This is a genomic window from Gemmatimonadota bacterium, from assembly GCA_016209965.1.
GTDB lineage: Bacteria > Gemmatimonadota > Gemmatimonadetes > Longimicrobiales > RSA9 > JACQVE01.
Genome location: JACQVE010000003.1, coordinates 1 through 11,866, shown reverse-complemented (window position 1 = coordinate 11,866; position 11,866 = coordinate 1). Strand labels below are relative to the sequence as shown.

General features: G+C 68.3%; 7 protein-coding genes. 5 read left to right on the top strand and 2 right to left on the bottom strand.

What is annotated here, in order from left to right; genetic code table 11:
- Nucleotides 1-559: NCS2 family permease (locus tag HY703_00125; GenBank protein MBI4543585.1), on the top strand; the 559-nt coding region annotated here is incomplete at its 5' end.
- 109 nt (nucleotides 560-668) lie between these two features.
- Complete coding sequence (locus tag HY703_00120) at nucleotides 669-2,504, top strand: Ig-like domain-containing protein (GenBank protein ID MBI4543584.1); 1,836 nt, start codon at nucleotides 669-671, stop codon at nucleotides 2,502-2,504.
- A gap of 213 nt (nucleotides 2,505-2,717) precedes the next feature.
- Here the strand turns inward: HY703_00120 and HY703_00115 are convergent, their stop codons facing one another.
- Nucleotides 2,718-3,605 carry a PKD domain-containing protein gene (locus HY703_00115; GenBank protein ID MBI4543583.1) on the bottom strand — a complete coding sequence of 296 codons (888 nt, stop codon included), beginning with the start codon at nucleotides 3,603-3,605 and terminating at the stop codon, nucleotides 2,718-2,720.
- A 55-nt stretch (nucleotides 3,606-3,660) separates the two neighbouring features.
- Here HY703_00115 and HY703_00110 point away from each other — a divergent pair, with 55 nt between their 5' ends.
- A complete protein-coding gene (locus HY703_00110; protein MBI4543582.1) occupies nucleotides 3,661-5,247 on the top strand; it encodes an Ig-like domain-containing protein in 1,587 nt (528 codons plus the stop codon).
- 124 nt (nucleotides 5,248-5,371) lie between these two features.
- Here the strand turns inward: HY703_00110 and HY703_00105 are convergent, their stop codons facing one another.
- Entirely contained in the window at nucleotides 5,372-6,334 is a 963-nt protein-coding gene (locus HY703_00105) for a GGDEF domain-containing response regulator (GenBank protein MBI4543581.1), read from the bottom strand.
- 517 nt (nucleotides 6,335-6,851) lie between these two features.
- Between HY703_00105 and carB the strand changes: the two genes are divergently transcribed.
- The gene (carB, locus tag HY703_00100; GenBank protein MBI4543580.1) at nucleotides 6,852-10,004 is read left to right on the top strand and encodes a carbamoyl-phosphate synthase large subunit; all 3,153 of its coding nucleotides are present in this window, start codon (nucleotides 6,852-6,854) and stop codon (nucleotides 10,002-10,004) included.
- A 36-nt stretch (nucleotides 10,005-10,040) separates the two neighbouring features.
- A complete protein-coding gene (locus HY703_00095) occupies nucleotides 10,041-11,576 on the top strand; it encodes a M24 family metallopeptidase (protein ID MBI4543579.1) in 1,536 nt (511 codons plus the stop codon).
- The last annotated feature ends 290 nt before the right edge of the window (nucleotides 11,577-11,866 follow it).

The following is an 11,866-nucleotide window of genomic DNA, read 5'->3' as shown; positions in this document are numbered from 1 at the left end:
CCTGTTTGTCGACCTGTTCGACAGTGTGGGCACGTTCATGGGATTGGCGCAGCAGGGCGGCTACCTGACGCCGGAGGGGAGGCTGCCCCGCGTAAGCCGGGCGCTGCTCGCGGATTCCGTGGGCACGGTGACTGGCGCGCTGCTGGGCACGTCCACGGTCACCACCTACATAGAGAGCGCGGCGGGCATCTCGCAGGGCGGGCGGACTGGTCTGGTGGCCGTCGTGGTCGCGCTCCTCTTGCTTCTTTCCGCCCTGCTCTCGCCCCTTGCCGGCGCGATTCCGCCTATCGCCACGGCGCCCGCGCTGATCGTGGTGGGCGCACTCATGCTGCGCGCCATGCAGGACGTGCCCTGGACCGATATGACCGAAGCGGCGCCCGCCTTCCTGACCTTGATCGCCATGCCGCTCACCTTCTCGATTGCCAACGGGCTCGCGCTGGGCTTCATCACCTACCCGCTGATCAAGCTGGTCTCCGGGCGCGGGCGCGAGGTGAGCCCGCTGGTGTACCTGCTGGCCGCGCTGTTTCTGGTGCGCTACATCTATCTGGGCGGAGGCTGATCGGGTGCTGGCCTGTGATTCACAGCGCACGCCGGTTGCCGCCGGAGTTGCGCGAAGGCTAAGTGGTCGAATCCGCAAATACGGCCGCATTCGCCGCCAGGAGGTGCTCGTGTCCAATTCGCGGATGATCACGGCTGCGGCGCTGGCTCTCATCACGCTAGGCCTGGCGCTGGCGTGCGGCGACGACGGGACCGGGCCGGCGCGCATCGACCGCGTCGTCATTTCCACGCTGGACGGTGATACCACCCCAGAAGTGCGCAAGGGCGACGTGCTGCGGCTGCGGGCGCAAGCCTTCCGGGGCAGCACCCAGGTGACGGTGTCGCGCTTCCGGTGGAACTCGGAGAGCCCCCAGATCGCCACCGTGGACAGCACCGGGCTGGTGCGCGGGCTGGCGTTCGGCACGGCGCAGATCACGGCCGAGCCGGTCGAGCAAGCGGGGGTAGTGGGCCGGGCGGCGCTGGCCGTGGTCGGCCCGCCGGTCGCGACCGTGCAGGTGCTGCCGGCCGATACCTTCGTGGACATCGCCGATACCGTGCAGTTCGTGGCCGTCGGCCGGGACGCTGGCGGCACCACACTCAGCGATGTCGAGTTCACCTGGCGCGCCACCGCCGCCAATGTCACGGTGAACTTGCTGGGGCAGGCGATCGGCCAGACGCCGGGGATCGCGCAGATCGAGGCCACCGCCTGGAACAACGTGAAGGGCACAGCCCGGGCGCGGGTCACGCCCGTGACCGGGATCTCGCCCGACACGGGGCGGTACGGCTCGATCGTGGCCGTCCAGGGGACGGAGCTGCCGGCCGGCGCACAGGTGTTCTTCAACGGCAGCGGCAACACGCGCGTGCGCGCCTTCACGCGCAGCGCCTCGACCAGCCGCATCGACGTCTGGGTGCCGGTAGGCGCGGCCTCAGGGCCGCTGCGCCTGGTGGCGCCCAGCGACAGCTTCGGCACCAGCCGCGAGTTCCGGCTGACGCGCGCCGATGACGTCTTCGAGGACGTGAACGACACGGCATTCGTGCTGCTGCCCGTGCCTTACAACAACCCCTCGCTCGTCGCCCGGCGCCAGGACTTCGATTTCTATGCCTTCCAGACGCAGCAGGCCGCGCCGCTATCGTTCTTTCTGGCGCACCGTGGAGGCCGAGAAATCTCCAATTCCGCCGTAGGAATTCTCTTCTTTGTCAACCCGATTCGGGTTGCGGCCTTCATCACGCCGGTGGATTTCATTAGCGGCCAGCCGTTGGACAGCGCGGTCTGGTCCCGGGCCAGCCTCCCGCCCGGGACCTACGGCTTGAGCATTGCGCATGTACGGTGGTCCCAAAGTGACACAACAACGGTACGGCCGTATGGGCTGACTCTGACACCAGCTTCGACGTTTGGGCTGGCGCCGGACGCGTTCGAGCCCAACGATTTTCCCAGGGAGTCCCAGCGGGTTACCCTCTCGTTTGACCAGAGTGGCTTGAACGCGGAGAACCCTTACGCGATCGATAATTACGTGTTTACGCTGTCGCAACGGAGCAGCGTCCATGCCAGCGTTGCCGCCACCACTTCGGACGTCGACCTGTTCATCTTGCGGGGGGATACGTTGGATGTCTGGCAGACCGACCCCAATCCGTTCCTCGATACGACGCTGGTCGCTGCCCGGAGCTTTACGCCCGAGTTCACGGATTCCGTCACCGTAACGCTCGCACCGGGGACCTATACCGCAGTAGTCCACGAATTTGCAGGCCGGCCGACGTCGTACCGCCTTCGGATATCGGCTACTGCGTCCAGTGCCGCGGGGGAGCCCGTGTCTCGCGCCGGCACACAGGATCCCGGACCCGTGAAGAGGCGCCTGATGGAGTTATTGCAGGTTACGCGGGGTCTGGGCGGGTCTTCCAGCTTTACGGAGACCGTCGAGAACGGCCGCAGTAGCCGGCGACACCGATTCGTGCTGCGGCTCGGCCAATAAACTGTCCTCCTGGTTGTCGGTTGGGAGGACCCCGCGCAGCCGCCCGATACCCACGTTATTGCTGTTCACGGCGGCCGAAAGGGCCCTCTCGCCCTGGGACACGGTGTGCATCGCCGACAGCCTTGCAGACGGCCGGTGGGCCCATCCGATAACCGCTCGCTGGATGTAAGCCTGAACGGGCGGCCCGTGTGCTCGTGGATTGACTGGCTTAAGTTAAGTCCAGAAGCTCTGGATCTGGATATCTATGCCTCCCGAGCCGTCATCCACGCGCAACCGTGCTGTAACTCTTCCGCCTCCGGGCATAAAGTAGCGCTCGTAAATGGGGTCGGTGGTGAGAGCTGTAACCCCGTCGCTGAATTCCCAGTAGTACGTTAGAGGTCGGCCTTCCGGATCAGAAGAGCTACGCGCGTCGAACCGGTAGCAGCCGACGAAACACTGTTTAAAGCCCTCGCTTATCTGTTGGAAGGTGAAGGACGCCGTCGGTAGCAGGTTCAGGGAACGGCTGGCTAAATCGTCCGCCACATCCGCACACAACGCATCGGCGTCGCCATAATTGCCGTCGTTGGGGTCGTCAACGCAGACGCGCGGCTCAAGATGGATGCCTCCGGTCCGGTTGTTCCAGCACTGTGTCGCGTCCGTGTACTGGCTTGAGCAGCCGCTCACGTACCCGATGAACTTGGACCCTCCAAGTTCGCGGATGTACAGGAGAGGAAAGGGATTCGTTTGGGCAATTGAGCCGCCGGCAACGCTGAAAAAGACAGCATCTACCAGCCTGATTCCCAACTGGCCTCCACTCAGATATCGATACTCATAGGTAGCGAGGACCTGTTGATCCGCGACCGCCCTGAAACCCAGAGCGAAGCGGTATTGGAAGGTCGCCGCTTCGTCTTGGTAGCCACCGGCTTCGGCATCCGGACACCCGTTGACGATCAGCTCGAAGGCCGGGGCGAAATCGTGGTTTTGGGCGCAAACCGTGCCGTAGAAGAGGGCCGCGGACGGATGCAGCCCTGTCGGAAAGTCTTCTGCCGGGCCAGCTTTGTCGCAAGCGCCTGCGAGGACGAGGGCCAGCGCTGCGATGCTTGCAAGAGCGAGGCGGGACATCGGCTCCTCCTCGTGGCGGGCTTGACATTTCAATTTGAGTCAAGCTTATAGGAGAATGGGACGGTGTCAGGTGCGACCGGTGGATGCGGAGACGACGCGAGGCGCGCAGGCAGGTGTGCCGGCGTGCGGGCGCCTGCGGTGCCTGCTGCGCTGGGGTGGTGTCAAGGCCGCCTTTTCGCGCTTTGTGCTGTTGTGGCTCTGGGGCTGTGACGATCCGGCGCAGCCGCCGACGCCCACCTTTCTGGTGTTGACGCCGGCCGATACGGCGGTCTCGCCGGGCGACACAGTGCGCATCACGGCCACGGCGTTTGATGCGGATGATGCGCCCATCCCGGGCACGCCCTTCCGCTGGCGCAGCCTGGACACGGTGCGGGCGCGGGTGGACACGGCCGGACTGGTCACGGCGCGGGCGCTGGGTGACGCGCGCATCGAGGCCCGGGCGCCCAACGGACTCCGCGGCTTTGCCACACTGCGCGTGCGCGAGGTCACCGGATTCGCGCCGCAGCACGGCGCGTTCGGCACCGTAGTCACGGTGCGAGGGCAGTCGTTGGGCGCGGAGCCCGTGGTCCGCTTCGGCGGTGTGCCGGCCTTCCTCAAGGGGGTGGCGGCGACGGGACGGAGCCTGGAGGCCTGGGTGCCGGTGGGCGCCAGCACGGGGCCGCTCACTGTGACCCGTGCGGGCGTGGCGGCGGTCGCCGACGGTGTGTTCTTCGTGACCGGGAACGGCGATGACGCGCTGGAGCCGAACGGCTTCGATGAGCCGGCTGCCCTGCCCTTCCCCTTCGAGAACCCCTCCCTCGTGACGCGGCCGCTCTACACCTCCCGGGACGCCGACGTCTACCGCTTCGAGCTGCCGGCCGCCGGGCCGGTTCGGGTAGAGCTGGCGGACCGCAGCCTGGTGATCGCGGCGCTGCGGGCCACGCGCATGGAGGTGATCGACGTCGCGGCGCAGGACATTGTGGGGCTGGTGGCGAGCTATGCGCTCTTCGCGGAGCGGCCGATCCAGCCGGTAACCATCTCGTTGCCGCGGCTGCGCGCGGGAACGTACGATGTGCTGCTCTCGCCCTTCGCCTTCACGGGCAGCTTCTCGGCCATCATTCCCGGGGACCGCAGCTACGGCCTGCGCCTGGATGACCGGCCCACCTTCGCCCTGCCGCCGGACAGCCTCGAGCCCAACGACTACCCGCGGGACGCCGCGCCCCTGCCTTTCCCGTTCGTGGGCGAGCTGACGCTGGAGAATCCGTACGGCGCGGACTACTACCGCTTCGAGCTGGCGGCCACGACCGACGTGGTGCTGCAACTGAACCCGGGCGAAGCCATTGCCGACCACGACCTGGATCTGTTCCTGATGAGCGCGCCCGCCAAGTCCGTGCCCTGGATCGCGGCGACGGGCGAGTTCCCGCGCATCTACATGGCGGCGGCACTGCCCTTCTCGAGCGAGGAGATCGCGGGCCGCTTACCGGCTGGCCAGTACCTGATCGGAGTGCTGGAGACGGCGGGCGTGGCGACGCGCTACCGGCTGCGGCTGCTGCGGCAGGCGAGCGGCTCGGCTGGCCGAGCGGCGGGGGCGGGCGCCGCCGGAGCGGGGGAGAAGCTCGCGATCTGGCGGGGCGCGCTCTGGCCGAAGCTGCGGCGCCGCTGAGCGGAGCGCTGGCCGCCTGAGCCTCCCTGCCCGCCTCGCCGCACGCCGGGCCCTTCCCGCGAGCCAGAGCGGCCGCGCCGCCGCCCACCTTGCCGCGGCGAGGCTGGACAGGCCGCCGCGCGAACTACCGGCTCATGCGGCCGCGGCGCCGCCGCCCACCTTGCCGCTGCGCTTTCTTGCTGCGCTTGTGCTCGTACATCAGCCGATCCGCCCTGGAGAGCAGGTCGTCCACCGAGGTGGGACTGGCGGGATCGTACACGGCGATGCCCATGCTGATCGACATGGGGTAGGGCCGGACCGGCTCGGCGTTGTGAGCCGCCAGGTTGCGCTCGAGCCGGTTCATCATGATCTGCGCGCTGTCAGGCGTGCTCTCGATGGCGAAGACGGCAAACTCGTCGCCGCCCAGCCGGGCCACGATGTCCGATTCGCGGAACGTCTGCTTGAGCAGTTCCGCCGCATCCACCAGCGCACGGTCGCCCTCGGCATGGCCAAAGGTGTCGTTGATCCGCTTCACGCCGTCCAGGTCGGCAAAGAAGAGGAGCATGGTGCGCTTCTGCCTGTGCGCCACCTTGAGCTGCTGCTGCACCAGGGTGAGGAAGCCCCGGCGGTTGTAGACCGCGGTGAGCTCGTCCACCAGCGACAGGGCGCGCAGCTCGGCCAGCAGCCGGTGCCGCTCGATGGCGTAGCGGCTCGAGCGGAAGAGCAGCTCGCCGTTGACCTTTCCCTTGACCAGGTAGTCCTGGGCCCCGCCCTTGAGCGCCCGGATGGCCGTCTGCTCGTCCTCGAGGCGCGTGAGCACGACCACGGGCACGTCGGGCGCCTCGCCCTGCACCCGCGAGATCATGTCCACGCCGTCGCCGTTGGGCAGGGTGAGATCGAGCAGGATGACGTCGAAGCTCTTCTTGCGCAGCCGGCTCAGCGCCTCGAGCAGGTTGCGGGCGCGAACCAGGAGGAAGGGGCGGGCGACGTCCTCTTCCAGGGCTTCCTCGAGCTGCCTCGCGTCCTCGGCGTCGTCTTCCGCAAGCAGGATCTTTAAGGCTTCTCCCTCCATGCCGGGGATGCCGGCAGCGCTTTCACCGTTGCACATGCAGATGCCTCCATCAACTGCGGGAGAGGCAGCGGCGAGACGCGGGCAGCCAGCGCGGGCGGCGCCGTGCGCGGGCTCGCCGCTGCAGCGGGAACGAGTCGGTGCGCTGCGGCACGCCCTGGCCATAGCTCCTGGCGTGCCCAGCGGGTGCGGCTTAGCAATGGTTTATGCGCTCGGGGTTGCGCGATCCCGGCCACGGGCACCACTTTACTGACCTTCCGGCCGGATGTCCAGTCTTGCCGTATAACCCGTGCCTAAACGAGAAGACCTCCAGACGATCCTGCTGCTCGGCTCCGGCCCGATCGTGATCGGGCAGGCGTGCGAGTTCGACTACTCCGGGACCCAGGCGGTGCGGGCGCTGAAGGAGGAGGGGTACCGCGTGGTGCTGGTGAACAGCAATCCGGCCACGATCATGACCGACCCGGAGCTGGCGGACCGCACCTACATCGAGCCCATCACCGCGGAGTGGGTCGAGCGCATCATCGAGCGCGAGCGGCCGGACGCGCTGCTCCCCACCATGGGCGGGCAGACGGCGCTGAACGTGTCGCTCGAGCTGCACCAGAGCGGGGTGCTCGAGCGCCACGGCGTCGAGCTGATCGGCGCTGACGCGCGCGCCATCCGCATGGCGGAGGACCGCGCCGAGTTTGCCCGGGCCATGACGCGCATCGGGCTGGCCGTCCCACACGGCGGGTCCGCCCGCTCGCTCGAGGACGCGCTGCGCATTGTGGGCGACGTCGGCTACCCTGCCATCATCCGCCCCGCCTTCACGCTGGGTGGCACGGGCGGCGGCATTGGCTACAACCTCGAGGAGTTCCAGGACGCGGTGCGGCGGGGGCTGGACGAGTCGCCGATCCACGAGGTGCTGGTGGACCGGTCGGTCATCGGCTGGAAGGAATTCGAGCTCGAGGTCATGCGCGATGGCGCGGACAACGTGGTCATTATCTGCTCGATCGAGAACGTGGACGCCATGGGCGTGCACACGGGCGACTCGATCACGGTGGCGCCCGCGCAGACGCTGACGGATCGCGAGTACCAGCGCATGCGGGACGCGGCCATCGCCATCATCCGCGAGATCGGCGTCGAGGCCGGCGGCTGCAACATCCAGTTCGCGGTGCACCCCGGGAACGGCGAGATGCTGGTGATCGAGATGAATCCCCGGGTCTCGCGCTCCTCGGCGCTGGCCTCCAAGGCGACCGGGTTCCCGATCGCGCGCATCGGCGCCAAGCTGGCCGTCGGCTACCGGCTGGACGAGCTGCCCAATGACATCACGCGCACCACGCCGGCCTCCTTCGAGCCCGTGCTGGACTACGTGGTGGTGAAGTTCCCGCGCTTCGCCTTCGAGAAGTTCCCCACCGCCGACCGCACGCTGGGCGTGCAGATGAAGGCGGTGGGCGAGGTGATGGCCATCGGGCGGACATTCAAGCAGGCGTGGCAGAAGGGGCTGCGAGGGCTGGAGATCGACCGCGCCGGCTGGGAGACGGGGGCGCGACTCGAGGACGACGGGCTGGCCGACGACTCGGCCGAGACGCTGCGCGCGGCGCTGCGCCAGCCCACTGCGGAGCGGCCCTTCCAGCTCAAGCGCGCCCTGGCCGCCGGCTTCACCATTGCCGAGCTGTACGAGCTCACCGCCATTGATCCCTGGTTCCTGGGGCAACTGGCGGAACTGCTCGAGGCGGAGCGGTGGTTTGCTGCACTTGCGCCGCCCCAGCCGGCAGAACGGAAGCAGGAAGCAACTCACGCAGTCAAGGCGAATGGGGAGGTTCCTGCCCGAGTGGCTCAGGCTGCGGACCGGGATCGGGATCGGGAACGGCATCGAGAGGAGGCGCAGGGCGCCCATGCCGCGACGGCGGCGCCCGGGCTCGAGGACATCACCGCCGCTGCGCTGCGGCGCATGAAGCGGCTGGGCTTCAGCGACCTGCAGCTCGCGCGTTCGAGGGGGGTGAGCGAGAGCGAGGTGCGGGCGCTGCGGCAGGCGCTGGGGGTCCGCCCCACCTACCAGATGGTGGACACGTGCGCGGGCGAGTTTCCCGCCGCGACGCCGTACCTCTACTCCTCATATGAGGACGAGTCGGAGGCGCCGGCCAGCGAGCGGCCCAAGATCGTGATCCTGGGGAGCGGGCCGAACCGCATTGGCCAGGGCATCGAGTTCGACTACTGCTGCGTGCAAGCCGCCCTGGCGCTGCGGGCGGACGGGTTCGAGACGATCATGGTGAACTCGAACCCGGAGACCGTTTCCACGGACTTCGACATCTCGGACAAGCTGTACTTCGAGCCGCTCACGCTCGAGGACGTGCTCGAGATCGTGGAGCGGGAACGGCCGGTGGGCGTGATCGTGCAGTTGGGCGGACAGACGCCGCTCAAGCTGGCCCAGCCGCTGGCCGAGCTGGGCGTGCCCATCCTGGGCACCACAGTGGACGCCATTGACCGCGCCGAGGACCGGGACCGCTTCGCTGCGTTGTGCCGGAAACTGGGCGCGACTGTGCCGGCCCATGGGGTGGCCGTGACCGCGGCGGAAGCGGCGGCGGTAGCGGCTGAGGTGGGCTACCCCGTGCTGGTGCGCCCGTCCTACGTGCTGGGCGGCCGGGCCATGGAGATCGTCTACGACGAGGCGTCGCTGCTCGAGTACTTCGGCCGCGCCGTGCGCGCCTCACCCGACCACCCCGTGCTGGTCGACCGCTTCATCGAGGACGCCTTCGAAGCGGATGTGGACGCCATCGGCGACGGCCGGCGCGGCGTGATCGCGGGCGTGATGCAGCACATCGAGGACGCGGGCGTGCACTCGGGCGACTCGGCTTGCGTGCTGCCACCCTACCTGCTCAAGGACCACGAGGTCGAGGAGATGCGGCGGCTCACGCTGCAGTTCGCGGCCGAGCTGGGTGTGGTGGGGCTGATCAACGTGCAGTATGCCATCAAGGACGGCATCGTCTACGTGCTGGAGGTGAATCCCCGGGCCTCGCGCACGGTGCCCTTCGTTTCCAAGGCTACGGGCGTGCCATTCGCCCGCCTGGCCGCCCGGGCCATGGCCGGGAAATCGCTGGAAGCGCTGGGCGTGCGGCACGAGCCGCCGCTCCTGGGCGTGGCCGTCAAGGAGGCAGTGCTCCCCTTTAACAAGCTGGACGTGGATGTGATCCTGGGTCCCGAAATGCGCTCGACGGGCGAGGTGATGGGGTTCGACGAGTCGTTCGGCATGGCCTACGCCAAGGCGCAGGTCTCCGCGGGCAGTGCCCTGCCCACCAGCGGCGTCATTGCCGTCACCGTTAACGACAGCGATAAGCCTACGGTGACGCCCATCGTGCGGCGCTTCCATGACCTGGGGTTCCGGGTGCTGGCCACCGAGGGGACCTGGCGCTGGCTGCGGGGGCGGGGCGTACCGGCGGAGCGGATCTACAAGGTGGGCGAGGGCCGGCCGGACATTGTCGACCAGATGATCAGCGGCGGCATCGACCTGCTCGTCAACACGCCCCTGGGCAAGAAATCACAATACGACGACTATGCCATGCGCCGCGCGGCCATCACCTATCGGGTGCCCTACTGCACCACCATGTCGGCGGCCTCGGCCGCATGTGACGCCGTGATCGCGCTGCGCTCCCGGGCGCGCTCCGTGAGGAGCCTGCAGGAGTGGTTTGGCGCCGGGGAGGCCGAGCGGGTCGAGGCGCGGCTGGCGGTGTGACCGCGGGGCTGCGCGGCCCTTTTGCCGGAGGGACCCATGTTTCGCTTCAGCCGTCGGCAGTTCCTGAAGAGCTCGGGCGCGGGGTTGGCCAGTGCGGCGGTAGTCGGGCCGCGCAGCCTGTGGCCGGACGAGCGGGCCATGGTGCGGGCGGAGCGGGCGCGGGACAGCTTCGAGCTGCTGCGCGCCGAGCAGGCGCGGCGCCGGGCCGAGCTGCCGGCCGCGGCCGATTTCCACCGGCTGCCGCTCTCCTGGTATCAGCAGAAGGCGAAGCGGCTGAAGGAGGAGGCGCGCGCGCGGGGCGTGGACGGCGGGATCTTCCTGACCAACCGCTGGAACATCATCTATGCCACGGGGCTGCTGCACTCGACGACGGAGCGCCCCTTCGCCTGCTTCTTCCCCATGGATCAGGAGGATGCGCTGATCTGGCTGCACCCCTACCTGGACCAGCAGTTGGTGAGCGGCTGGTGGAGCACGAAGGCGTTCTCCTACTTCGACTACCATCACGCGGACGGCGGCTTCCCCAACCAGGGGCAGGTCGTACAGGGGCGCACGGTGAACATTCACCGCTGGTGGGGCGAAACCCTGGCGCGCCTGGGGTACGGCGGCAAGACGATCGGCATGGACAGCGGCAGCGCCGCGGAGATCGGGATCCTGCCGGGGCAGGCGCAGGCGGAGCGGCTGAACATGGCGGGGGCGATCGAGACGCCGAGGAAATACCGGCCCACGCAGGGCAGCTTCGGCGCCATGGCCGCGGCCATGCCAGGCACGCAGTTCGTGGACGTCTACGACATCCTGATGCGCCATCGCATGGTGAAGGACGAGCTGGAGAACCGGCTGACGCAGCGGGCCATGGATTACTGGTCCGAGATCCATGCCTTTGCCCGGAACTACCTGCTCGAGCGCGGCCCCGGCGTGATGGACTTCGAAGTCGCCAATGCAGCCCGGCTCTGGGGGATGCAGCTCATCATGAAGGACATTCCGCAGCAGGGGCTGCCCCACGAGGCGGTCGGGATCGATGTGGGCATCTCCTGCCGCTCCGGCCGCGCCACGGCCTACCCGCACCCCAATCAGGTGTACTGGAGTCCAGTGGCCCGTGGCGATGCGCTGCAGATCTCGGGAGTGGTGCGGATCGGCGGGTACGGCGGCGAGCAGTACCGCGCCTTCCTGGTGGCGCCCTGGACGCGCTGGCAGGAGCAGGTGTGGGACGTGCACACGCGGAGCTACGAGATCCAGGCGGAGCAGTCATATGCCGGGAACACCTGCTCGAACGTGGCCAGGGCGGTGCACGACTACCAGGTCGCTAATGGCGTGGCGCACCTGGTCTACCACCGGCCGGGTCACGGCGAAGGGATGGAAGGCCACCAGCCGCCCTACCACGCGCTGGGCGACTATACCGTGATGCAGAAGGGAATGCACTTCTCGAACGAGCCCGGGCTCTACGACGTGGAGAACGCCTTCGGCTTCAACCACTCGAACAACATCCTGGTAGCGGAGAAGAAGGGGCTGCAGCAGGGGACCGTGCCGGCGACGCGGGAGTGGTGCTTCCTGGACTTCGGGCGGGCGGTGGGTTGAACCAGGGCCCGCAACCCTGCTGGACCCCCGCCGGCCGCGGCGCCTACCATTCGCAAGGGTGCTAAGCCACCCCCCTTCGGCGGGTGGGCCCGGGTGAGGCTCAGCGGGCCAGTGGGGCGCACCCGCTACTCGGTCGCCGCCGGCCGCGGCGACGGCTGTTCGCGACGGCCGTGCCGGACCCCCCTTCGCATATGTTGCTGCAGCACGGCGTCCCGGCGGGACTGCGCTGCCTTGGCTACTCCGGCCGCCTCTGAAGCGAAGATGTCGATCAGTCGATTGTAACGCAGCTT